The following is a 24,551-nucleotide window of genomic DNA, read 5'->3' on the forward strand; positions in this document are numbered from 1 at the left end:
GTCAGAATGCGCGCGCGGCGCGGCCGCGTTCGGCGGCCGACTGCCGGCTGGCGATGATCGCGCCGCCGATCCGGGCCTTGAGCCGTTCCAGCCGGCCGGGATTGGCCACGATCTTCGCGCGGTAGAAGCTGGGGCAGAGCACGGCGGCATGGCTGATTTCGCCGCACAGACCGCAGCCCACGCAGGAATTCTCTACATGGGCCACTGGGTCCTGCCGCAGCGGGTCAGGGTTGGGCTTGATCGTCAGCGACGGGCAACCCGACAGGCGGATGCAGCTGTGGTCCCCGGTGCAGGTGTCGCTATCCACGCCAAAGCGTTCGCGCACGACCCGCTTGCCGGCCTTGAGCGCGGCAGCGGTGACCTTCTTTTCGCGGCGCTGCTTGTTGAGCATGCATTCCGACTGGGCGACGATGACCTTCGGGCCCTTTTCCGGCGTGGTCAGCGCCTCGCGCAGCAAGGACGTCATCCGCGCCAGGTCATACGTGCGGGTCGTTTCCCGAACCCATTTCGCGCCAACGCCACGAACGGCTTTGGTAATCGGATTGCGCGTTTCGCGACTGGCATTGTCGGCCCGCGACGACAGGATGTCCTGCCCGCCGGTGGCCGCCGAATAGCCGTTGTCGATGATCATCGTGACGGTGTCGTCCTTGTTGAACACCGCGTTGCCGATGCCGGACGTCAGGCCGTTGTGCCAGAACCCGCCGTCGCCCATGATGGCGATCGAGCGCTTGCCCCCTTCGCCGTCCTTGGGCTTGAATGCCGAAGCCCCCGCCGCGCCCAGGCCATAGCCCATCGTCGTGTTGCCGATGTTGAAGGGCGGCAGGATCGAGAACAAGTGGCAGCCGATGTCGGCCGAAACGTGCGAGGGGCCCAGATCGCGCTCCACCAGCTTCATCGCGGTGAAGATCGGTCGTTCCGGGCAGCCGGTGCAGAAGCCTGCCGGCCGCTGCGGGATTTCCTGGGCGACGGGCGCCTGCAGCGGATCCGGGGCGTCGGGGGCCGGCGCCAAGGCGGGTGCCTGATCCGCCAGGAACCGCGACAGGCCCTTGCGGATCACGTCGGCGGTATATTCGCCCGAGCGCGGCAGCATGTCCTTGCCCAGGATACGGGTGTCCAGCCCGGCGCGACGCACAAGCGTGTTGAGCTCGTGCTCGATGAATTCGGGCTGGCCTTCCTCGACAACCAGGACCGTACGCTTGCCCGCGCAGAACGCGGCTACTTCGTCGGGGATCAGCGGATAAGTGACGTTGAGGCAATAGATCGGCAGCTGCGCGGCGCCATAGGCATCGGCCAGCCCTAGGAGTTCCATCGCGCGGTTGAGATTGTTGTAGAGCCCGCCCTGGACGATGATGCCGATGCCCGCCTCGCTCTGTGCCGGCCCGAACCATTCGTTGAGCCGGTTGTCGCGGACATAGGCCACGCCGGCTGGCCAGCGCTGCTCGATCTTCTCCACCTCGTGGAGGAAGTTGGCGGGGGGCAGCACGATCCGGTCGGTATCGCGCACCGGCGCCGCGACCGCCTCACCCACGGTGAGCGGCGGGCGGCGGTTGTCCTTGGCCACGAACGAGCCGGTCATGTGGCACGATCGCACGCGCAGTTGCAGCATGACGGGCGTGTTCGACGCTTCGGAAAGGCGGAAAGCCTGTTCCACCGAATCCACGATGCTCGGCAGGTTGGGCCGGGGATCGATCAGCCACATCTGCGATTTCATCGCGAAGGCGTGGGTGCGCTCCTGCATGATCGAGGAGCCCTCGCCATAGTCCTCGCCCACGATGATCAGCGCGCCACCGGTCACCCCGCCAGAAGCGACATTGGACAGCGCGTCGGACGCGACGTTGGTGCCCACGACGGATTTCCACGCCACCGCCCCGCGCAGCGGATAGTTGACCGAGGCCGCCAGCATGGCCGCCGCCGTCGCTTCCGAAGCGCTCGCTTCGAAGTGCACTCCCAGATCACACAGCAGGTCGTTGGCATCGGCGAACACATCCATCAGGTGGCTGATGGGCGAACCCTGATACCCGCCGACATAGGCGACGCCCGACTGCAACAGGGCCTTGGTCACGGCCAGAATGCCTTCCCCGGTGAAGACTTCGCCTTCGCCCGCCGTCAGCTTGACCACTTCACGCTTGAACGACCGCTCCGCCATTCCGGGTTACTCCGCAACCAGCGCGAGCACGCGGAGCGGGCTGCCCGACCCGTCGCGGATCTTGAGCGGCGCGGCGATCACCACCGCGCCGGTCGCCGGCAGCTTGTCGAGGTTTTCCAGGCACTGCAGGCCGTACTTGCCCGCCCCGTGCAACAGAGTATGCGCCGGATACATCGGGTCCAACAGATGCGCCTGCCCAGCATCGGTACCGATTGTCTCGACGCCGAAGCCCAGCACGTCGCGTTCTTCGACGAGGTAGCGCACCGCGCAGACGTCGGGGCCCGGCGTATGGGCGCCGTCCTCGCGGCGATTTGTGTAGCCTTGCGCATCGCGCTTGGACCAGTCGGTGCGGAACAGCACCCAGCCGCCGGCGGGAATCGTGCCGTGCTCGGCTTCCCAGGCCTTGATGTGTTCGGCCTTGAGCAGGAAATCGGCGTCGACCGCACATTGCGCGGAGAAATCGAGAACGACGGCCGGCGCGACGAGCTTTTGCGCGGGCACCTTGTCCACCGTGTTGTCGGCCAGATCCTTGCCCGAAACCCAGTGCACCGGCGCATCGAAGTGGGTGCCGGTATGCTCGCCCACCGTAAAGTTGTGCCAGTGCCAGGCCACGCCGCGTTCGTCATACCGGGATATTTCCGTGCGCGAGAACGCTGCCGTCTGGCCGAATGGTTCGGGCAAGACCAGCAAGGGCGTGTCTTCGGACAGCGTCTGGGTCAGGTCCACGACAGCGATGTCGCCTGTGGCAATAGCATGTGTGAGGGCAGCGAGAACGTCAGTCATGGACTCGGGCTCCTTTTCGGACCATTACCCCAAAGACTATCCCCTTAACTTGCATATGCAACTAAAATGTTTTTGACCGCTGACTGCCGCTTGGAGTTTTGAATGAGTGAGGATCTGCGCCCCTTCGGCAATCCCGGATCGGAAAAATTCCGTCTCGATGCCTACCCATTTTACCTACTGAATCGCGCGGCCAGCCGTTACAACGTGGTCATAGAAGCGGAGCTGCGCACCGTAGGCATCGATATTCCGACCTGGCGCGTGCTGATGATCTTGGGCGAAAAGGCTCCACTCGCGATCGGCCAGGTGGCCAAGTCTGCCGTGATCAACCTATCCACGGTCATGCGCATCGTCGAGCGCATGGCCAAGGCGGACCTTTTGGTCTCCGCCCCCAGCGAACAGGACGGTCGCGTCACCGAGCTGGAGCTGACCGACCGGGGGCGCGAAGTGCTGGCCGCGGCGCGCAAGGTGACTGCGCCGCTCTACGACAAGATCATCAAGGGCTTCTCGGCAGCAGACTTCGCGCGCATGCTGGACATCCTCGCGAGGCTGCATGACAACTTGAATTGAAGCCGCCGCGATCGGCCGCAACGCCGGCGCAGAGCATCAATTAAACTTGCACATGCAAGTTTATCGATGTACGCCTGGGATCTACCCAGGAGGCGTGATCATGCGTATCGCTTGTCTCGGCGGCGGACCCGCCGGCATCTATTTCGCGATCTCGATGAAGTTGCGCGACCCCTCGCACGAGATACACGTCTTCGAGCGCAATCGCTCTGGAGACACGTTTGGTTGGGGCGTGGTATTCTCTGATCAGACACTGGCCAATCTGCAGGCGAACGACCCGGTGAGCGCGGCCACCATCGCCGACAGCTTTGCCCACTGGGACGATATCGACGTCACCGTGGGTGGAAGTACGGTAACGTCCTCGGGACACGGCTTCATCGGCATCGGCCGCAAGCGCCTACTCCAGATTCTGCAGGCGCGCGCGGCGCAGCTTGGCGTCGTGACGCATTTCGAAGCACAATTCGATGCCGACCTTTCGCGCTATGCCGATTTCGCCCTGATCGTTGCCGCCGATGGCGTCAATTCCATGATCCGCGCCGCCAATGCCGACAAGTTCGACGTCGACATTGAAACCCGGCGCAATACGTTCTCGTGGCTGGGCACCACCAAGCTGTTCGATGCCTTTGCCTTCATCTTCGAACAGACCGAGCATGGCTGGATCTGGGCGCACGCCTATCGCTTCGATGCCACGCATTCCACCTTCATCGTCGAATGCGCGCCGGAAACCTGGCGGGGCCTGGGCCTCGACACGATGGAGCAGGCCGAATCGATCGCGCTGTGCGAGAAGATCTTTGCCCGCCATCTCGACGGTCACCGGCTGATTTCCAACGCCACGCATCTGCGCGGGTCGGCCGCATGGATCAACTTCCGCCGCGTGATCTGCCGGCAATGGTCGTTCGACAATGTCGTCCTGCTGGGCGATGCCGCGCATACCGCGCACTTCTCGATCGGGTCGGGCACCAAGCTGGCGCTGGAAGACGCGATCAAGCTGGCGCAAGTGCTGGACCGGCCCGGGATCATCGGCCGCGAGGAACTGGCCGCTGCGCTTGCCGAATACCAGGCGGAGCGCCATGTCGAGGTGCTCAAGATCCAGAATTCCGCCCGCAATTCGACCGAATGGTTCGAGACGATCGACCGCTACCTCGGCTTCGACCTGCCCCAGTTTGCCTATTCGCTGATGACCCGCTCGCAACGCGTGAGCCACGAGAACCTGCGCCTGCGCGACCGCACCTGGCTGGAAGGCCTAGAGCGCTGGTTCTGGGCGGGTAACGAAGGGCGCAACACCCCCGTCCAGCCGATGTTCACGCCCTATGCCCTGCGCGGGCTGACGCTGCCCAATCGCGTGGTCGTGCCCGCGATGCTGACCTATTCCGCCGATCCGGACGGCTATGCCACGGACTTCCACAACGTGCACTATGGTGCGCGGGCCCTGGGCGGCGCGGGCCTGGTGGTGACGGAACTGCTCGCTGTGAGCCCTGAAGGCCGCGCCACGCCGGCTTGCCCCGGCCTGTGGCACGAAGGCCAGACCGAGCGCTGGGCCGCCATCAATGCCTTCGCGCATCAGCATTCGGCGGCGAAGACCTGCGCGCAGATCGGCCATTCCGGCGCGCGGGCGGCCTGCCGCGTTCCGGGCGAAGGCGTCGGCTACGACGTGCCGCTGGCAGAGCCCTGGACCACGGTTTCGGCCAGCGCCCTGCCATGGCGCCAGGGTGGCTTGGTCCCTCGCGCGCTTGCGCAGGACGAAATGGCCGGCATCGTCCAGCAATTCATCGCCGCCACCGAGCGCGCCCATCGCGCCGGTTTCGATATGCTGGAACTCCAGGCCGGGCACGGCAGCCTGCTGTCCAGCTTCATCACCCCGGTAATGAATCGGCGCGACGACGCATTCGGCGGCTCGCTCGAAAACCGCATGCGCTTTCCGCTTCAGGTCGTGGCCGCCGTGCGCGCAGCCTGGCCGGCGGACAAGCCGCTGGCGGTGCGCCTCTCCGCCAACGACTGGGTAGGCGAGGCGGGCGTCACGCCAGCCGAAGCGGTCGTCATCGCGCGGCTGCTCGGCGAAGCCGGCGTCGATATCGTCGATGTCTCGGCCGGCGAAACCGCGCCCGAGGCGCGCCCGGTCTATGGCCGCATGTTCCAGACGCCCTTTGCCGACCAGATCCGCAACGAAGCGCGCATTCCCACGATTGCGGTGGGCAACATCGCGGACGCTGACCAGGTCAATTCGATCCTCACCGCCGGCCGCGCCGATCTCGTGGCCCTTGGCCGCGCGCACCTGTTCGATCCGGTCTGGACGCTGCGCGCGGCCGTTGCCGCCGGCCACGAAGCGCAGCCGGTGCCATTGCCCTACGTGACCGGCCATGCCATGGCCCAGCGCGCCGCGCAGGCGCCTGCGGCCGTCCGCGCCTGAGCGCCATCGTCCCATCTCATCCGGTCCGGAACACTGACCCATGCCTTTCACCACCCGCGCACAAGTCCGTTTCGCAGACGTCGATCCTGCCGGCATCGTTTTCTATCCGCGCTACTTCGAGATGCTGAACGGCGCGGTGGAGGACTGGTTCGAGCAGGATCTCGGGATGGATTTCAAGACGATGCATCTTGAACACCATATCGGGGTGCCCACGGTCAGGCTGGAAACCGAATTCTTGACGCCGAGCAGCCTGGGCGACCGGCTGGACATCACGATCGCGCCCCGGCAGCTGGGCCGTACCAGCTGCGCGCTGTCGATCGAATTTGCGGGCAACGGCGTGACCCGGCTGCGCGCGCAGGTCGTGCTGGTGTGCATGGACCTGCACAGCCAACGCCCCATCGCCTGGCCCGAAACTTTGCGCACGGGGATCGAGCGAGGCCTGCCCGCGGCGATCGCGCCTGCGGCCTAAGCCTGTCAGATCAGCCGCCGGCGCAACGCCTCCGCGACGGCGGCCGAGCGCTTGTTGACGCCCAGCTTGCGATAGATATTGCCCAGGTGGAACTTGACCGCGCTCGCCGAGAGGCCAAGGTCGCGGGCGATCACTTTGGTGGAATGGCGCAGGGCGATCCCACGCAAGACGGACAGCTCGCGCGGTGCGAAGGCGATGCCGCCCGATGCATCGAAAGCATGCGCCGCGACGGTGCGCACCACGCCGGCGCAAAAACTGCGCACCCCCCGCCCCGCCGCGCGATAGGCCGGCACTGTCTTCATCGCATCGACCACCGGCAGCAGCGCCGGGCCCTGCTCTGCAAACGGCAGTACGATCCCTTCCGGTTGGGCCATCACGATCGCTTCGTAAAGGCGCTCGGCTGCCGCTTCGACGCGGTCCTGGTCGAACAGGCCCAGCGCCTGGATCACGAAAACGCGGATCGTCGTCACCGCGCGCCCGCTGTCCAAGGCCTGACGCTCCAGCCGATCCGCCACCGCGCGCAGCGCTTCGGCATCCTTGGCCAGCAGCGCGTCCTGCGCCTGAAGCAGCGCGGCCTCGTCGCGCGCGCGCCAGCCGACGCGGCTCGTGGCGATCGTGTCGGCCAGCGCCGGCACCAGATCGCGGCCCTGACGCCTATCCGCCACCACGCCCGCGTGCAGGATGCGGCAGAAGTGCTCGATATCGCCCAGCCGGCGCCCACGCATCAGGCGCATCGCGCGATCGAGCAGTTCCAGCGCGCGGGCATGGTCGTTGTGCATCAGTGCCGCCCGCGCGCCCACGCGATAGCCGATGACGAAGGCATCGGGCCAGCCGTCGTGCGCCTCCAGATCGCGCAGCGCCGCATCGATCCGGTCAAACAGGCCTTCGGTTCGGCCGCGCTCCAGCTCCACCTCGCACAGCACGCATTCCCCAACGGCCCGCAGCCCGACGTCATCGGGCAGGGTGCGCGCAAACATCGCGCCGGCTTCGGTCGCCAGGCGGCTCGCCCGGCTCAGCTTGCCTTGCGCCAGGGCAATCATCGCATCGACCAGCATGGCCGAACCAAGCCCGTAATGCGCCGTAGCGCTTTCGTATTTGCGGCACGATGCCTCGATCTGTTCCTGCGCCAGGGCAAAGCGGCCCTGGCGGAAATAGTGCAGGCTGCGCAGCGCATAGACGAAGGCGGCATTGATCCGGTCGTTGGTATAGGTCGACCAGAAGAAGCCCTCGGCCAGCTGGGCCTCGGTCAATTGGGTGTGCGAATGGAACGCCAGCACGTGCTGCGCGATGATGAAATCGGCATAGACCCGCGATTGCGACGGTGATTGGTAGGCCAGTTCCTCGGTCACATATTCGCGCGCTGCGTCGAGCAGGCGCCGCGCTTCGGGGAAATGCCCCTCCTTCATCAGCATCACCGCCTGGGTTATGGTCACCTGGCCGGACTGCGCCGCCTGCGGCTGCTCGGCAAAGTCGGGCAAGAGTTGCGACAGGGTATCCCGCACCCGCGTGTAGCCCGATGCGCCGAGCAATTCGCCGCTGGTAAAGGCTTCAAACGCCAGCCGCGCCAGGGCCTGGTCGCCGCAGTCCCGCACCAGCGCCATCGCCGCATCGGGCGCGCGCCGTTCGACGTGATAGTGCAGCGCCTCGCGATAGGCCTGCGCGCGGTCTGCCGGCTTGCCCTTGTCCAGTTCGCGCCGGGCAAACCCGCGCAGCAGCGCATTGGCGGAAAACCCGCCGTCCACGCCGCGCCGCACGCTGATCAGCGGCGCCAGCTGGCCCAGTTCCATCAGCACGGGAAACGCAAGGCGCGGTGCCAGCAGCCGGCCCAGGTATCGCTCGTCGACCCATTCGAGCATGGCCGTCTGCGTCAACGCCAGTTTGGCGTCCACGCTCAGCGCCTGCCAGATGCCTTCGCGCATGGCGGCTTCGAGCAGACCGCCGGCATGGTCGAGCACGGCCTCGACCGAACAGGGCCCGTCAATATCCGTCGCCACCGCTTCGGCCAGGGGCCAGCCGGAGGCAACCCCGGTACCTGGCCCAGCGGCAAGGTGCATCGCGGCATAGGCAGCCGCCTCGGCCGGATCGAACAGGAATTGCGCCGGGTCGAGGGAGCGGGTCAGATGGGGCGAGCGCACTTGCGCCAATAGCGCCGCGCAGGGGCGGCGCGAAACCAGCCAGACCTTGAAGCGTTCCGGCGTCCACAGCAGCAGCTGGCCGAGCGCCTGCCCCACGGGTTCGACATCCAGCGCGTTGGCATCGATCAACAGGATCAGCGGCCGCCCGTTCAGGCCGGCCAGAATCTGCCCGATGGCATCGGCCGTCGGCAAATCGCCACTGGCACCCACGGCCTGCGCGATGGCCCGCTCGAATACGCCGCCATCGCCCAGATCGCCGGCCCGCAGCGTCAACCAGCGGAACGAAGCCGCGCCTGCGGCTGGTCCGCGGACGTGGTTCGCGAGCAGCGTGGTCTTGCCCAGGCCCGTGGGCCCGAAGACCTGCACGATCCGCTCGCGCCCATCCGTCGCCAGCAGGTCGGCAAACCGCGCCAGGCGCACATCGCCGCAGATCGGCACGGGCGGCCGCGCGTGCTGCGGTGCAGCAGGCCATTCAGCTTGGTTTCCCCCGGGACCGGCTGTCTCCAAAGCTTCATCCGCTGCCGCTACCCGAACGGGAAGACCGCGCCCGGTCATGGCGTCTGGCACGCAAATGGGGGCAGGAGAATCCGCATGGGGCGGACACTAACGCCCCGGCGCGCGGCGCTGCAAGCGCGCGCTGGGCCGTGACTGGCCGAATATGCACGATCCTGTCCATTCTGGCCCGTGCCTGCCGCCCGGCGCACCCGCTATCCTGCACTGCGGCAGACGCGTTGCCGGGCAATGCGTGGGGTGATGGAGGCGCCGATGTTGATGGATGTGGCAATGCGCTATTTCTACGAGGCCGCGAACCAGGGCTCGATGCGGCTGGCCAGCGAGAAACTGGGCGTCGCCGTCTCCTCGATCAGCCGGCAGATCGTCCAGCTGGAAGGTTATCTCGGCGTCAACCTGATCGAGAAAGGTCGGCGCTCGGTCAAGCTCACCGAGGCGGGCGAGCTGACTTACGACTTTCACCGCACCCAGATCGCCGAACTGGACAGCCTGCGCACCAAGATCCAGGACTTGCGCGGCGTGCGCAAGGGCTCCATCCGCCTGGCGGTGGGCGAAGGTTTCCTGTCGAGCGCGTTCTTCCAGACGATCGACGCGTTCCACAGCAGGAACCCCGGCCTGCGCATCGAAACCCATGTCGGCTCGACCAGCGAGATCGTGCGCATGGTCCAGGAGGACGAAATGCACATCGGCCTGGTGCTCCAGATCGAGCCAGAACCCAAAGTGCGGGTGCGGCTCTCGCTGGCCCAGCCGCTGATGATCATGGTCCATCCCTCGCACCCGCTGACGCGCAAGAACACCGTCACGATCGCCGATCTGGCCCAGCACGACTTGTGCCTGCCGCCCCGGGGGTTTCGCATCCGCCAGATTGTGGGCCAGATGGAAGCGGTGGCGGGCATCCATCTCGAACCCGCGCAGACCACCTCCTCGATCGCGATGATGCGCGATCTTGCGGCCGAGGGACGCTTTGCCACCGTGCTGCCGCAGATCGCAGCGTTCGGGGAAGTGTCCACCCGCCGGCTGGTGGCCATCCCGTTCGAGGAGACCGAGGCCGATCCCGTCTCGGTCCACCTCATCACCCGCCTCGGCCGCCATCTGGAAGGCGCGCCCGCCAAGCTGCTGACCGTGCTCGAAGCCAAGATGCGCAGCTGGACGCACTGATCGCGCAACGAGATCGCCCCGCGCGCGCAATGAACGCGGCCTAGACTGCGAGGCGGACATGCGCGAAAAGGACGAGAACGTGAAGCCCGCATACTGGCCATCCGAACGGCGCGCGCCGCTGCCGCCCGTCCAGCCCTGGAGCGGCGCCAGCGAAGCGCTGATCCGGCCCGAAGACGATCCCTGGGTCTCGCCGGCGGAACGCTCGGATTTCGATACGACCCCAACGTATTCCGAAACCCTGGCATGGCTCGCTCGGCTGGCAGACGCGTCACCGCTGGTCCGCCTCTACGATTACGGGCTTTCGGCCGAAAGCCTGCCGCTGATGCTGGTGGTGGCCAGCACCGATCATCGGCGCATCGCAGCCCGCTTGCAGGGGCAGCGGCCGGACCTCTCCGCAGCAGCGGAACCGATCCGCGTCCTGAGCGAATGCGGCATCCACCCCGGCGAGATCGACGGCAAGGATGCCAGCCTCATGCTGCTGCGCGACATCGCGCTGGGCGGCAAGACGGACCTGATCGTCGGCTGCGACTGGTATTTCGTGCCAGTGCTCAATCCCGATGGCCACGAACGACGCTCTGCCTATAGCCGCCCCAACCAGCGCGGGCCCAATGTACAGGGCTGGCGGGCGTCGGCGCAGGGGCTCAATCTCAACCGCGATTTCGTCAAGGCACAGTCGCCGGAAATCCGCGCCATCCTGCGCCTGCTGGCCAAGATCGACCCCGACCTGTTCATCGACATGCACGTGACGGACGGGCTCGATTACCAGTACGACATCACTTTCGGTTTCCAGGACCCGCTCTATTCCGCCTCTCCGCAAATCAGCGCCTGGCTGGAGCAGACCTATCGCCCACAAGTGGATGCGCATATGCAGGCGCAGGGCCATGCTCCCGGCCCGCTGATCCTTGCGGCCGACGACCGCCGGCCGGAGCTGGGCCTGATGCTGCCCGCCTTCCCGCCCCGCTTCTCCCATGGATATGGAGACTTGCGCCATATCCCGACGGTGCTGGTGGAGAACCATTCGCTCAAAACCGTGCGCCGGCGTGTGCTCGGCACTTATGCGCTGCTCGAAGCATCGCTGCGCGCAGCCGTGATGCATGGCGCAGACTTGCGCGCTGCGCTGGCGGCCGATCGCGCCCGGCGCGAGCCGGAGCCGATCCTGGCCTGGGACATGGCGCACGAGCCGGTGCGCACGATCACCTTCCACCCCATTGCCTCGAAGTTCTACGAAAGCCCGGCATCGGGCGCGCAGGAAGTGCGCTGGCTGGGCACGCCCCTGCCGCCGGTGGAAACGCCGGTGTTCGGATCGACACCCGCCACCCGCATCCCCCGCCCGCGCGGCTATTGGGTGCCCGCCAGCGAATTCGACGCGCTCGACCGCCTGCGCGCCCACGGCATCGCCATGGACATCGCGCCCGACTGGATCGAGATCGAAGTCGACATGCTGCGCCTATGCGACCTCGAAGTGGCCGGTGCCGTCTCCGAACGGCGCGTTACGCTCAAGGCCGGCGTGGCGCAGATCGAGCGACGCCGCGAACGCTTTGCGCCAGGTTCCGCTTTCGTTACCACGGACCAGCCGCTGGGCGACCTCGCCATCCACATGCTGGAGCCGACCTGCGCGGATTCACTGTTCGCGCAGGGGCTGATCGCCGGAATGCTCGACCCGGTCGAATATCTCGAAGCCTATGTCGTGGCGCCGATGGCCGAGGAAATGCTCGCCACCGACCCGGACCTGCGCGCCGAATTCCAGGCAAAGCTCGCGGCCGACAACGCCTTTGCCGCCGATCCAATGGCGCGGCTTAAGTGGTTCTATCTGCGCTCCCCCTACCGCGACGAGCGCCACATGCTCTACCCCGTGGCGCGCTGCTGACCGGGGCCTAGGCCAATTCAACAGCGGTTGATTGGCCGAAACGGCCGGGAACGCCTCAAACAGCGTGACCTCGGATCAAGTCCGGGGTCCCGCTATTTCCACGCGCAACGCCTAGGCGGCGTGGACAAATTCCACGGCACCCTCGCGCTGAGCTATAACCGCGGCGTTTGCCAAAATCGCCGTTTGATTTAGAATTAGCGAGATGCAATTCCCAACGCTCCGCATTGACGTGTCCTCCCGCGTGATCGGCGTGTGGGCGCTGGCGCTGGCGCTACCCGGTCTGATGTTTGGCTCTCTCATCGTTGTGATAGCTACATTCTCTGTGCCCTTTTTGATTGCTGCCGCTGTCCTTTCCTTCTGGTTTGGGGACGCGATCCTGCGTCGCCCGATACCTTGGTCTCTGGCAGCGATAGCCGGTCCGCTATTTGGCGGCTGCGTGATTTTTGGCCGGGCAGGCTTGTTGTCTCTGGTCATAGCCGTACCAGCAGCCTGCTATTTCGTTGCGTCGCTTCGCATCATTCCACCGACACAAAGAGACCAGATTGACGTAGCCTCCCGTCGCTGATTCTAAGCAGCTTTTTGGAGGCAGGCTTGAGCAGGGGTGATCTAACTGAGGCGGAATGGCGCGTTCTGAAGGACTTGCTGCCAATCGAGCCTGAGAACCGTAGCCGAGGCAGGCCGCCTGAGTAGAACCGCTCCATCATCAATGGCATTCTCTGGCGGCTCCGCTGCGGAGCGCCATGGCGCGATGTCCCGCCCAAGTATGGCAGTTGGACCACCATCTATCGCCGGTTCTGGCGGTGGAGTGAGGCCGGGGTCTGGGAGGCCGTTGCCGTAACGTTGGTCGAGATCATGGCCGACAGCGGCCACTACAGCATCGACAGCATCACAGCCCGCGCCCACGTCTCGGCAGCGGGCGGAAAAGGGGGACTCATCGACGCGCTCTTGGCCGCTCGCGGGGCGGGTTCACCAGTAAACTTCACTGTCTGGCTTATGCCCTTGGTCGGCCAGTCGCGTTCCACCTGACGGGCGGCGAGGCCGCAGATTGCAAGGCGTATGATGATTTGATCGACCTGCCTGAGCAGGCACCTGACGCATTCCTTGCCGATAAAGGCTACGATGCCGATGCCATCCGCGCCGATCTTGTCGAACGAAAGATCAAGGCCGTCATCCCTGGCCGGTCAAACCGCCGTGTGAAGATCGAGTATGATCGAGCGCTCTACAAACAGCGCAATCGGAAACAGCGCAATCAGATCGACCGCATGTTCGGCCAACTCAAGATCAACCGCGCCATCGCCACCCGCTACGACCAGCTTGCCAACAGCTACCTCGACATGGTCCATCTCGCCACCGCCAGATACTGGATCAAATTTGTCCACGCCGCCTAGGCCCCACGCAGCGCCTCGGTCTCGGCCTCGTCCACTGCGTCTTCGGCGATCGCCACCTTGTAGACCGCTTGCGCTGCCTCGCGCGACACATAACCATCGCGCACGTCTGCCAGCACCGCTGCGGGGTCGCGCTCCACCGCCCGGCCATAGCCCGCGCCGCCCGCGCCGCGCGCGATGGCGCGGTCTCCCACTGCTACGGGCATGCGATAGGTGCCCACGCGCTTTTCCTCGGGCGTCCCGAGGCGCACGATCATCTCGTTGGTCTGCGGCTGTTCGCCGCCGGCCAGGGCCCAGGGCTTTTCCTTGGAGCGCTTGGTGATCGAGAGGAATTCGCCGTCCTGGGTGAAGCGAATCACTCGCTGCGTGCCCATGCCGCCGCGCTGCCGTCCGGCGCCGCCCGAATCCTGCTGGATTTCGAACTGCTCCATCATCATGCCGGTCTTCATCTCGATCACTTCGATCGGCGTGTTGCGCACCAGACTGCCGGAAATGTGGTTGGTGGCATTGATGCCGTCGAACCCGGCGCTGCCGCCCCAACCCACCGGCTCGTTGTTCGACACGGCGTACATCGCTTTGGTGACGGGGTCGGTACCAATCATCATGAAGCCCAGCGTGTCCCCACCCGAACAGGCCGCGATGCGCTCGGGCATTCCCTGCGCCAGCGCCTTGTAGACCAGTTCCAGCGCCAGGTGGGCCGGCCACTGCGTGAACGTGGCGGCGGGATAGACCGCGTGGAACAGGTTGCCTTCGGGCGCGATCACCTGAAGCGCGCGGAACGAACCGGCGTTGTTGCGCTGGGCGGCCGACGTCAGGGACTTGAGCACGAACTTGCAGACCGTTTCGGTCAAGCCGATCGGAATGTTGATCGGCCCGCGCACCGCCGGCGACGAGCCCGAGAAATCGCAGGTCAGGCCATCGTCGTCGATCGTGACTTTCACGTGGATAGGCACCGGATCATCGGTGATGCCATCGTCATCGACCACGTCGCTCGCTTCCCAGGTGCCGCGCGGCAATTCGGCGAGGGCGCGGCGGACCAGCGCATCGCTGGCCAGCTTGATGCGGGCGACCGCTTCGTCAAACGCGGCGCGGCCGAACTTGGCGAGCACGGCGTTGAGCCGTTCCACCCCGGTGCGCGTTGCCGCCACTTGCGCATCGAGATCGCCCATCACCGGGCCGGGCATGCGCGAATTGAACTTGATGATGTCGATGATGTCCTTCACCGGCGCGCCATCCTTGTAGATGCGGGTGCCGGGAAAGATCAGGCCTTCCTGGTGCATGTCGGTGGAATCGAGCACATAGCCCGGATCCTTGGCGCCCAGGTCCATCCAGTGCGCGCGGATGCAGGTATAGGCAAAGGGCTTGTCGTCCCCTGCGGCAAAGACTGGCGCAAACAGCGTGGCATCCAGCGCGTGCGCCGAATTCCAGTAGGGATAGTTCATGATGAAAATGTCGCCCGGACGCATCGTCTCGGCGCCGGCAAAGGCCACGCCCTTGCGGATCGCATAATCATTGGCGCCGAGGAAAAACGCCAGGCCCGGCGCATCGGCGATCAGTTCCAGACCGGCGTCGTAGATCGAGATGCCGAAATCCAGGACCTCGTAGATCACGGGATTGAACGCGGTGCGGATCAGCGTGCGGCGCATTTCCTCTGCGGCCGAAACGAGATAGCTGCGGATGACTTCGATGGTGGCGCCATCGAGCGGTGCGGGCTGGTTCACGCGATCCCCCTGCTGGAGATGATCAGATGGCCGTATTCGTCCACGGCAACGGTCTGGTCGGAATGGATGACGGTGGTGGTCGTGCCCTCTTCCACGATGGCCGGGCCATCGAAGCGGTGGCCCGCGCCCAGACGCCCGCGTTCGTAGACGGTGAAGGCGGTGCGCTGGCGAAGCGCGAAGCAGAACGCATTGCGCGTGCCCGTGCTCGCTGCGCTGGTCGGACCTTGCGCCGTGGCGATCAACGGCAGCGTCGGCTTGGGCATCACCGCACTGGCGCGCACCCGCAGCGTCACGATCTGCACCGGCCCGGCGATCGCATGGCCATAGCGTTCGCGATGCAGATCGTCGAAGCGGGTGCGCAGCGCGGCCAGATCCTCGCCTTCGCCCAGTTCGATTTCCAGCGCATGCTCCTGCCCAGCATAGCGACATTCCACCAGGCGCAGGTAGCGGCGCTCGGTGTTGCTGCCGGTCTGGCCTTCCAGCTGTCCGCGCGCTTCTTCCACAAGTGTTGCAAACTTCGCTTCGATCGCCTCTCGCGCGGCGGGTTCGAGCAGGCGCAGTTCGGTCAGCGCCACATCGGTGACGATGTCCGACATCAGCATGCCCCAGGCCGAGAAGACTGCCGGGGATTGCGGCACGATCAGTTCGGCGTTCATCACCTCGCGCGCGATGAGCGGGGCGATCATCGGCCCGGCGCCACCGAACGCCAGCATCGAGAAGTCGCGCGGATCGCGGCCCCGCTCCACGGTGATTTCGCGAATGGCGCCGGCGGTGCGGGCCACCAGCACGTCGAAGATGCCGGCGGCAGCGCGGTCGATATCGATGCCGAGCGGTGTGGCGACGCGATCCTGCATGCCCTGGCGCGCGGCCGGCACGTCAAGGTCCACGGTGCCGCCCAGGAACGTCGCGGGATCGAGGAAGCCCAGGATCAGCGCGGCGTCGGTGGTGGTGGGCTCCTGCCCGCCCCGGCCATAGGCGATGGGCCCGGGCTGAGAGCCCGCGCTTTGCGGCCCCACCTGGAGCAGGCCTTCCTGCACCCAGGCAATCGAACCGCCGCCCGCACCGATACAGCGGATGTCGAAGATCGGGATCAGGGCCGGCAGGTCGGCCAGCGGCGCCTCGTGCATGACCAGCGGCTCGCCATCCTCGATCACTGCGGCATCGAGCGAGGTGCCGCCATAATCGAGCGTCAGCACCCGGTTGCGTCCGATCGCCCGCGCCAGCTGGCCCGCGCCGATCAGCCCACCCGCCGGCCCCGACAGCACGGTGTAGATCGGCGCCTGGCGCGCGGTCTGCGCGGTCATTGCGCCGCCGGCAGACCGCATGATCAGCAGTTTGCCCGCAAAGCCCGCATCGACCAGCCCGCTTTCCAGCCGGCCGACATAGTCGTTGAAGATCGGGTTGATATAGGCATCGACCACGGCGGTCGCCGTGCGTTCGTACTCGCGATATTCGCGGGTGATCGCGCTGGAGGCCGAGACCGCCAGTTGCGGATAGGCCGCGCGGATCAGCGCCGCCGCGCGTGCCTCGTGCGCGGGATTGCGATAGCTGTGCAGGAAGCAGATCGCCACCGAGCGAATGCCGGCCTCCACCAGCAGGCGCGCCGCATCGAGCACGGCGGCTTCGTCCAGCGGCTCGATCTCCATGCCCTGCGCATCGATCCGCCCGCCCACGCCATGGCGGTGCCGGCGCGCCACGATGCTGGGCGCGTGCTGATAGCGATAGTCGTACATCGAAGCGGCGGGCACATCGGCGCGGCCGATCTCGAAGATGTCGCGAAAGCCGGCATTGGTGATGATGCCGGTTTCCACGCCGCGCCGCTCGATCACGGCGTTGAGGCCGAGCGTGGTGCCGTGCACGAACAGCTCCGTATCCGACAGCGCCACGCCCAGCCGGTCGAGCGCGGCCAGTACCCCGCGCACGGGTTCGTCGGGCGTGGTCGATGCCTTGGCCAGCCGGGTCGTGCCGGTTTCGGAATCGAACAGGATCGAATCCACAAATGTGCCGCCGATATCGACTGCCACACGAAATCTCTTCATGCACGCGCTTCCCGGATCTGGATGAATCCCTCGAATGCCGCGATGATATTGCGCAAACGGACCAAGAAGCGCCGATGTCGTTGCATCTGACGCAAGACCCGCTGCCCACCCTTGCCGCGGCCCACGCATCTGACACGATCGGGGGCACTATTCCCTTGGCCGGCCATGCTTTGGCGGCCGCCGGAGATCGATCGAATGCCCATGTTGAAGAGGATTGCCAGCATCGTCGAGCGCAATCCCGAGCGTCCCCCCGAAGCCGGCGCGCTGCGCAGCTGGCCGTTCCTGACCATGGTCCTGGTCGGGGTTTCGATTTCCGTGCCGTTCTTCGCGTTCGGCGGCACGCTGGGGCAACACGCCGATTTCCCGACCGTGGCCGCCGGCATCGTCATCGCCAGCGCGCTGCTGGGCCTGTGGGGCGTGATCACCGGGCATATCGGGCTGGTGGCGCGGCTGCCCACGGCGATGATCATCCAGCGCACGTTCGGACGGCACGGGTCGATCGCCATCGTGGCGATGATGGTGCTTTCCTCGTTCTGCTGGTTCGGGCTGCAGACGCAAATCCTGGTCAAGAGCCTGGCGGCCATCCTGCGGACGCAACTGAGCTATCAGCTCGACGAGCGGATCGGCGTGGTCCTGGTCGGCGCGCTGATCGCCTCGACCGCCGTGATCGGCGTCAAGGCCATGGGCAAAGTCGCGGTGGTCAGCGTGCCGCTGCTGCTCCTGGCCACGCTCGTGCCGCTCGGGATCGGGCTGGATCGCCACGGTCTGGGGCCGCTCCTGGCGATCCGCCCGATAGCCGAGCCCATGGGCCTGGGCATGATCGTGTCCACCGTGATCGGCGCCGAAGTGTTCGGCTGCTCGATCAACCCCGATCTCAGCCGCTTTCTCAAGACCTCGCGCGACAACGTGACGGCGATGACGATCAACTATGCCGTGGCCTTCCCGCTGCTGCTGATCCTCGCCGCCGCGCTGGGCACGATCTACAACAACGCCGATCTTGTCGCGACGATGCTGGCGGCGGGCATTGCCCTGCCCGGCAGCCTGATCATCATCCTCGCCACCTGGACCAGCAACGACAAGAACCTCTATGCCTCGGCACTGGCGCTTTCGGCGCTGTTCCCGAAAGTGGAACGCTGGCAATTGGCAGCCCTCGCCGGCATTCTCGGCACATGCCTCGCGGCCGCCGACATTCTCGGCCATTTCATCGTCATGCTCACGTTCATGGGCCTGCTGATCGCGCCCATGTCGGGCGTCTATGTCGCCGATTTCCTGCTGCGCCGCAGCCGCTACACCGACGTCGACGCGCCGGTGCCCGCGTTCCGCGTACCACAGATGCTGGCCTGGCTGTTCGGCATTGCCGTCGGCGTTTCCACGCTGCCGGTGGCCAATGTCGGCCTGGGTCTTGCGGAAATCACCCACGCCCCCACCATCGATGCCCTGCTGGCCGCGATGGTGTTTCTGTTCGCAGCCGATCGCGTGTCCCGCGCGCGGCCAGCCATCGCCTGACCATCACGGAGCGACCATGACCAGCACGCAAAGCCCCATCGCCCGCATGTTCGCGTGGTGGAACGAAGCCTATCGCCAAGACGCCTTCACGCCGACCGGCTTTGCGCAGCACTTCACCGAAGATGCGCCGTTCCTGGTCGATGGCGGTCTGCGCGGCACCGGGCCCACAGAAATCAGCGCCCATTTCGCCCGTATCCGCCAGGCAACCGATACGGTGGAATTGCAGCCGCCCATCGCCTTGCTCAGCGACGAGACGCAGGGCTTCGTCCACTATCGCTGCACCTTCACCGCCGACGGCCTCGCCGGTTCGGAAGTCTGCATGGCCCACGCGCGCTTCCGCGACGGCAGGATCGCGCGTTTCGAAGTGATGGGCCGACCCGAGGAGAACTGACGGCGCGCCCGCGATTACATCAGCGGCGCCAGGTACTTCTGGGCATCGGCCGCGGTGCGCAGCGGGTCGGTCGGCACGTCGTATTCCACGAAGAAGTGCTCGACTCCCGCGCGTTCGGCCGCCGGGATGATCCTGCGGAAATCGACCATCCCCGTGCCGGGATCACGCACGCTGCCGTCTGCGGCAATGTCCTTCATGTGAACCATGCGGAACCGACCCGGATTCCGCGCGAAATAGCCGCGCACATCCACCCGGGCCTTGGTTGCCCAGGCCAGGTCGAGTTCGAACTTCAGCCTGGCCGGGTCGGTATCTTTCAGGATCAGGTCATAGGGCACATCGCCGCCCAGCTTGCGGAATTCCTGGTCGTGGTTGTGGTAGGCCAGCTGGAACCCGCGATCGTGCGCGGCATCGGCGGCGCGGTTGAGCGCGGCAATCAGTTGCTTGATCTGCGCCAGCGATTGCAGCTGCGATGGCCAGGTGATCTGCCAGGTGATGTATTTCTGTCCAAGCGGGCCGGCCTGCTTGGCGCAGGCATCGATCAATCCCTCAACACGGGTAAAATCGAAGGCTTCGATGAACTTGCGCTCGAACGTCGCCCGGTCGATCCGGCCGGCCACACCATCGTCGAACACTTCGTAGAGGCCCGGCGGCATGATGTGCTGCGAGGGCGAGACCAGGCCATGCCGGTCGAACACCGCGCGCACGAAGGCGGGGTCGCGTCCGAAGCTGCCCAGCGTCTCGACTTCGCGATAGCCCATCGCCGCCACTTTGGCGATCGTGCCTTCGAAGTCGGCATCGAGCAGGGTCATCAGGGTATAGAGCTGGATGCCCAGCGGGCGCCGCGGCGGGCGAGCCAGCGTCGCACCGCCGCCCAGCAAGGCCGCCGCTCCCACTGCGGCAGTCCCGCCGATCAGGCTGCGGCGCGACATCGCGAAGGGGTTCATCATAGCGCTCCTTGCTTCATCTGGTCCGCGGCAAAGGCAGCGGCGCGCGCGGTCAGCGCCATATAAGTCAGCGACGGGTTCTGCGCGGCCGAAGCGGTCATGCAGGCGCCATCGGTCACAAAGACATTGGCCGCGTCGTGGCAGCGGTTGTGCGCATCGAGCACGGCCTGCGCCGGATCGGCCCCCATGCGCGCGGTACCCATTTCGTGGATGGCCAGGCCGCCGGGCCCAAGGTCGGCGCTGGTGACGATGTCGGTGCCGCCCGCGCTCTCCAGCATGGCCTTGGCCTCGGCCGCCATGTCCTGGGCCATGGCATGCTCGTTCGCGTGCCAAGTAAATGCCACGTCGAGCAGTGGGCGGCCCCAGCGATCCAGTTCCTTGCCCAGCGTGGCACGGTTGTCGGCATAGGGCATGCATTCGCCCATCGCCCCGATGAACATCTGCCACGGCCCCGGCCTACGCAGCCGATGCTTGAGCGCAGGGCCGATGTCCTCGCCCTCGCCGCCGCGCGTCCACATCTGGCGCGAGGCGCTGCCCTGATAGCCATAGCCGCGCCGGAACGGCCGCTCATCCGCGCCGCCCTGGTCCGACAGGTTCTGGAAGCGGGGAATGTAGATGCCGCTCGGGCGGTTGCCCAAGGGCATGCGGTCGGTAAAGCCGGGGATCGTCGCCAGGCCGAACGGCCCCATGACATGATCCATCAGATAGCGGCCCAACGCATCGGACCGGTTTGCGAAACTGCGCCCGCTGGCAGGATCGCGCGAATTGAGCAGGATCTGCGTCGTCCCCAACGTGGAGGCGTTGAGGAACACCACGCGCGCGCCCAGCGTCGTGCGCGCCTTGGTCTTGGCGTCGATCACCCGCACGCCGGTCGCCCGCCTTGTCGCGGGATCATAGACCAGCGAATCGACGATAGCATCGGTCATGATCTTGAGCCGGCCGGTGGCGCGCGCGGCGGGCAGCGTGGAACTTTCGCTGCTGAAATAGGATCCCGTCGAACAGCCGCGAATGCACGGGCCGCAATAGTGGCAGGGCTGGCGATCGCCGAGCGGCCGGGTGAGCACCGCGCTGCGCTCGTTGATCATCGGGCGCCCGGCGAACTTCTCGGCAAGGACCGCCTTCACATGCTCTTCCACGCAATTCATGCCGTGCGCGGGCATGAATTCGCCATCGGGCAGCGTGGCTATGCCGTCACGGTCGCCGTTGACGCCGATGAAGCGCTCGACATGCGCGTACCATGGCGCCAGATCGTCGTAGGTAATCGGCCAGGCAATGCCATGCCCGTCACGCCCGGCCTCGCTGAAGTTCAGCGGGCTGAGGCGGAACGACGCGCGGCCCCAGGTGATCGAACGGCCGCCCAGATGATAGCCGCGAATCCAGGCGAATTCGGCATCCGGGTGCGTCGCATAGGGATTGTCGACGTCATCGACGAACCAGTGGTCGTTGGCATCCGAAAGACCGGCCAGTCGCGATTGCACCGGCTTGCGCGCGGCATAGCGGCGGCGGTCGCCAAAGCCGCGATAGGGCAGCTGAAACGGCGCGAGATGTTCGGTGATATAATCGGTGCCAGCCTCCACATGGCGCCCGCGCTCCAGCAGCAAGACCGAAAAACCACGCTCGGTCAGCTCCTTGGCAGCCCAGCCACCCGAAATACCGGAACCGACGACGATGACGTCCGCGTCCATCACGCCGCTCCCTTCGCCGCAGGGGCGATCGCCGGCGGCGCGGCATCGGCGGCGCGCGGCCCCGGATCAAGCGAGAGCGAAATGCCCCAGACGTTGAGCGCGGGCGCCGGCCCGCCTGCGCCAAATGCGGCGCAGGCGTCATAGGCGCCAGGCACGAGGTTGAGATCAAGCTCCTCGGTCGCGCCGATCTCGCTGGTGTAATAGCCATAGACGGTCAGCTTGCGCAGCGTCGGCGCCTTGAACCGCCGCCCGTCGTAAAGCGCCACGGCCGGATCGCCGCCGGCCGCGAACGCTGCCATGACGAGATCCAGCTCGGCATCGCAGCGGCGCTGTTCCTCCGGGCTCATCCAGTGCTGGTGCATCATCTCGATAAAGCCGGTAACCCCGGCTTCCTTTGCCCCCCGCGTGGTGTCGGCCGGAATGATCAGGTCCACCAGGCGATCGAGCGCCGCATGGCGCGCAGGCGCAAAGGGGGTGTAGGCCGGCGGCGCCAAGGCAGAGGGGGCCGCATCGGCCGCCATGGCATGATGGTCATGCCCCGCCATCGCCCGCGCCGCGCCGGGCGCAACCAGCGCCGCGGCGGCAATCCATTTGAGCATTTCTCTACGATGCAACGGCAATACTCTGCTGGGGGAAAAGGCCGGCGGCGGGGAAAATCACCGCCGGCCTGAACCCGATCAGAACTTCACGCCCAGTTCCACGCCATACTGGCGCGGCGCGTTGTAGCTGGCCAGCGTGGACGTGCCATAGGCGTGGGCGCCCACCGCCATCGGCGTGCGCTCGTTGCTGAGATTGCGGCCGATCGCGGAGAGCGACCAGGCCCCGCGCTGCAGCGTGACTTTGGCATTGAAGAATGTCTTGGGCCCGGTTTCGAGCGAATTGGCCACGTCCCAATAGACATTGCCGCGGTGCGCCATGTCACCGTGCACGACCAGCGTGAATGCGTCCGACAGCGGCGCTTCGTAATCGATCCCCGCCTGGGCGGTGAAGCGGTAGATCTGCGGAATGACGTGGTCGTAATAGGTATCGGGGTCTTCGGGCAGGTACGATTTGATCTTCACGTCGGAATAGCCGACTGAACCCGACAGGCTGAGCCCGCGGGTGGGCCGGATCGTCAGTTCCGCCTCGGCACCCAGGACCTGCGTCTTGTTGATGTTCGAAATCGCGGTGTAGATGCCCACGCCTTCGACCACGCGCGAGGTGGAGAACTGTTGCCCGCGGAAATCGGTGTAGAACAGCGCCCCGTTCAGCGTCACCATGCTGCCGGCCAGATTGCTCTTGAAGCCCAGTTCGTAGTTGTCGGCCGTTTCCGGCTTGTAGGTCAGGAACATCTCCGCGCTGCTCGGGTTGAAGCCACCCTTGCGATAGCCACGCGAATAGCTCGCATAAGTGAACAGGTCGGGCGACCACTTGTACGATACCGAAGCCTTGCCCTGCGGTTCGGAGAACTTCTGCTTGAGCTGCTTGGGCCCGGTCGAGGCGGGATCGAGATCGTCGTAGGTCTGGTGCTCCCAGTCGTAACGGAAGCCGCCGGTCAGCTCGACCCGGTCGGTGATCTGGTAGGAAACCTGCCCGAACAGCGCGAAGGTCTTGTAGGTCCGCTTGGTATCGCTGTGCGAGAAGAACACCGGCGGATTGCCGGCATAGCCATAGTTGCTGGTGTAGAAACGCCGCTCATCCTGGTAATAGCCACCCACGTTCCACTTGAGCGGCCCGGCGCCGTTCGAAGTCAGGCGCAGTTCCTGCGACCAGGTTTCGTCGAGGAAGAAGACGTTCTGCGTATAGTTGTCGGCCGCCGAGAAATCGCCGTCCGCCGTGGTGTAATCCCGCCCGCGCGAATAGGCGGTGATCGCCGTCAGCGTGGCGAAATTGGGAATGGTCCAATCGCCCTTGAGCGAATAGGCGCGCAGTTTGGTCCGAACGATGCCCGGCTGGTTCTCGCTGGGATTGGGCACCGTATCGCGGAAATCGACATCGGGCACCGGAGCCAGCCACAGGCCGCCGACCTTGCTGTCGGTGGTCGAGGCGCTCAGCGCCAGCGTGAAGTCCGCGGTCGGCGTGAAGATCAGCGATCCGCGCGTGGTCACGCCCTCGCCGAAATCGGCATTGAGCGGGTTGGCCAGGTTCTTGATCAGGCCATCGCCTTTGTAAGCCGTGGCACCGAACGTGAAGTAGAGCTTGTCCTTCACGATCGGGCCGGAAATGCTGCCGATCGCCCGCTTCTCGTTGCCCGAGAGATATTGCGCCGAAACACTGCCGGTGAAATCGTTGGTCGGCTTGCGCGTCACGATATTGATCGCGCCGGCAATCGCACCGCCGCCATAGAGCGTGCCCTGCGGCCCGCGCAGGATCTCGATCTGCGAGACGTTGACCAGTTCCTGCTGGAAGAACATCTGGCCGGGCTGGACCACCCCGTCCACCACGGTGGCAAAGGGAAATTCGCCGTCGCGGCCCAGGGTGGTGAAGCCCCGGAACGATACCGTCTTGTACCCCGGATAGAGCCCGTCGAGCACGACGAGGTTGGGCGTCAGGCGCACGGCGTCCTGCAGGGTGCGCAAGTCCGAATTGGCGATCTTGGCGGCGGTGACCACGCTGATCGGGTCGGCCACGGTCTGCGCCGTCTCGTTGCGCTTGCGCGCGGTGACGGTGATTTCATTGGGCGCGAGCGTGTCGGACGCGTCTGCCTGCGGGGCTGCCTGCGCAAGGGCGGTCGTCGGCGCGAGAGTCGCGGCCGTGAGGGCCGCTGCCGATATCGCTGTCAGATAGTGCATCTTCATGATCAAAACCCCCATGAGCCAATTCGGTCGGCACCACCGCACCGGACGGCACGTGCCACGTGCT

Annotated in this window: 17 protein-coding genes and 1 pseudogene; 9 read left to right on the forward strand and 9 right to left on the reverse strand. The window is 65.9% G+C overall.

Going from position 1 to position 24,551, the window contains the following annotated elements; genetic code table 11:
- Position 1 precedes the first annotated feature (1 nt).
- Positions 2-2,146, reverse strand: a complete 2,145-nt coding sequence (locus FHW94_RS09180) for an indolepyruvate ferredoxin oxidoreductase subunit alpha (RefSeq protein ID WP_168555313.1) — start codon at positions 2,144-2,146, stop codon at positions 2-4.
- A gap of 6 nt (positions 2,147-2,152) precedes the next feature.
- The gene (locus FHW94_RS09185) at positions 2,153-2,929 is read right to left on the reverse strand and encodes a cyclase family protein (RefSeq protein ID WP_168555314.1); all 777 of its coding nucleotides are present in this window, start codon (positions 2,927-2,929) and stop codon (positions 2,153-2,155) included.
- Positions 2,930-3,031: 102 nt separating this feature from the next.
- Here FHW94_RS09185 and FHW94_RS09190 point away from each other — a divergent pair, with 102 nt between their 5' ends.
- From FHW94_RS09190 to FHW94_RS09200, 3 genes are all read left to right on the forward strand, one after another.
- Positions 3,032-3,496 carry a MarR family transcriptional regulator gene (locus tag FHW94_RS09190; RefSeq protein ID WP_168555315.1) on the forward strand — a complete coding sequence of 155 codons (465 nt, stop codon included), beginning with the start codon at positions 3,032-3,034 and terminating at the stop codon, positions 3,494-3,496.
- Positions 3,497-3,596: 100 nt separating this feature from the next.
- On the forward strand, positions 3,597-5,900 hold the full coding sequence (locus FHW94_RS09195) for a bifunctional salicylyl-CoA 5-hydroxylase/oxidoreductase (RefSeq protein ID WP_168555316.1): 2,304 nt from the start codon (positions 3,597-3,599) through the stop codon (positions 5,898-5,900).
- 40 nt (positions 5,901-5,940) lie between these two features.
- The gene (locus tag FHW94_RS09200; protein WP_168555317.1) at positions 5,941-6,369 is read left to right on the forward strand and encodes a thioesterase family protein; all 429 of its coding nucleotides are present in this window, start codon (positions 5,941-5,943) and stop codon (positions 6,367-6,369) included.
- A 5-nt stretch (positions 6,370-6,374) separates the two neighbouring features.
- Here the strand turns inward: FHW94_RS09200 and FHW94_RS23695 are convergent, their stop codons facing one another.
- Complete coding sequence (locus FHW94_RS23695) at positions 6,375-8,942, reverse strand: LuxR C-terminal-related transcriptional regulator (RefSeq protein WP_168555318.1); 2,568 nt, start codon at positions 8,940-8,942, stop codon at positions 6,375-6,377.
- Positions 8,943-9,269: 327 nt separating this feature from the next.
- Between FHW94_RS23695 and FHW94_RS09210 the strand changes: the two genes are divergently transcribed.
- From FHW94_RS09210 to FHW94_RS09220, 4 genes and pseudogenes are all read left to right on the forward strand, one after another.
- The gene (locus tag FHW94_RS09210; protein ID WP_246865939.1) at positions 9,270-10,172 is read left to right on the forward strand and encodes a LysR family transcriptional regulator; all 903 of its coding nucleotides are present in this window, start codon (positions 9,270-9,272) and stop codon (positions 10,170-10,172) included.
- Between the two features lie 79 nt (positions 10,173-10,251).
- Positions 10,252-12,039 (forward strand): M14 family metallopeptidase, encoded by a 1,788-nt coding sequence (locus FHW94_RS09215; protein ID WP_168555319.1) that lies wholly within the window; start codon positions 10,252-10,254, stop codon positions 12,037-12,039.
- Between the two features lie 711 nt (positions 12,040-12,750).
- Positions 12,751-12,810: pseudogene (locus FHW94_RS23700) on the forward strand (hypothetical protein); the annotation flags it as partial.
- A gap of 47 nt (positions 12,811-12,857) precedes the next feature.
- Entirely contained in the window at positions 12,858-13,427 is a 570-nt protein-coding gene (locus tag FHW94_RS09220) for an IS5 family transposase (RefSeq protein WP_246866045.1), read from the forward strand.
- On the opposite strand, the gene FHW94_RS09225 is transcribed toward FHW94_RS09220, so the two are convergent.
- Together FHW94_RS09225 and FHW94_RS09230 are read right to left on the reverse strand one after the other, a co-directional pair.
- Complete coding sequence (locus FHW94_RS09225; protein WP_168555320.1) at positions 13,424-15,145, reverse strand: hydantoinase B/oxoprolinase family protein; 1,722 nt, start codon at positions 15,143-15,145, stop codon at positions 13,424-13,426. The genes FHW94_RS09220 and FHW94_RS09225 overlap by 4 nt on opposite strands.
- Positions 15,142-17,184: a hydantoinase/oxoprolinase family protein gene (locus FHW94_RS09230; RefSeq protein ID WP_168555321.1), complete on the reverse strand. Its 2,043-nt coding sequence runs from the start codon at positions 17,182-17,184 to the stop codon at positions 15,142-15,144. Before FHW94_RS09230 ends, FHW94_RS09225 begins: the two co-directional genes overlap by 4 nt.
- 201 nt (positions 17,185-17,385) lie before the next feature.
- On the opposite strand from FHW94_RS09230, the gene FHW94_RS09235 reads away from it, so the two are divergent.
- Complete coding sequence (locus FHW94_RS09235) at positions 17,386-18,690, forward strand: cytosine permease (RefSeq protein ID WP_168555322.1); 1,305 nt, start codon at positions 17,386-17,388, stop codon at positions 18,688-18,690.
- 16 nt (positions 18,691-18,706) lie between these two features.
- Positions 18,707-19,081, forward strand: a complete 375-nt coding sequence (locus FHW94_RS09240; RefSeq protein WP_168555323.1) for a nuclear transport factor 2 family protein — start codon at positions 18,707-18,709, stop codon at positions 19,079-19,081.
- Positions 19,082-19,095: 14 nt separating this feature from the next.
- On the opposite strand, the gene FHW94_RS09245 is transcribed toward FHW94_RS09240, so the two are convergent.
- From FHW94_RS09245 to FHW94_RS09260, 4 genes are all read right to left on the reverse strand, one after another.
- On the reverse strand, positions 19,096-20,028 hold the full coding sequence (locus FHW94_RS09245; RefSeq protein WP_168555324.1) for a sugar phosphate isomerase/epimerase: 933 nt from the start codon (positions 20,026-20,028) through the stop codon (positions 19,096-19,098).
- Positions 20,025-21,710, reverse strand: a complete 1,686-nt coding sequence (locus FHW94_RS09250) for a GMC family oxidoreductase (RefSeq protein ID WP_168555325.1) — start codon at positions 21,708-21,710, stop codon at positions 20,025-20,027. The genes FHW94_RS09245 and FHW94_RS09250 overlap by 4 nt, the downstream gene beginning before the upstream one ends.
- Positions 21,710-22,309 (reverse strand): gluconate 2-dehydrogenase subunit 3 family protein, encoded by a 600-nt coding sequence (locus tag FHW94_RS09255; RefSeq protein WP_168555326.1) that lies wholly within the window; start codon positions 22,307-22,309, stop codon positions 21,710-21,712. Before FHW94_RS09255 ends, FHW94_RS09250 begins: the two co-directional genes overlap by 1 nt.
- Positions 22,310-22,387: 78 nt before the next feature.
- Positions 22,388-24,487 (reverse strand): TonB-dependent receptor, encoded by a 2,100-nt coding sequence (locus tag FHW94_RS09260; protein ID WP_168555327.1) that lies wholly within the window; start codon positions 24,485-24,487, stop codon positions 22,388-22,390.
- Positions 24,488-24,551: the final 64 nt, after the last annotated feature.

Source organism: Novosphingobium sp. SG720, from assembly GCF_012275365.1.
GTDB classification, from domain to species: Bacteria; Pseudomonadota; Alphaproteobacteria; order Sphingomonadales; family Sphingomonadaceae; genus Novosphingobium; species Novosphingobium rhizosphaerae.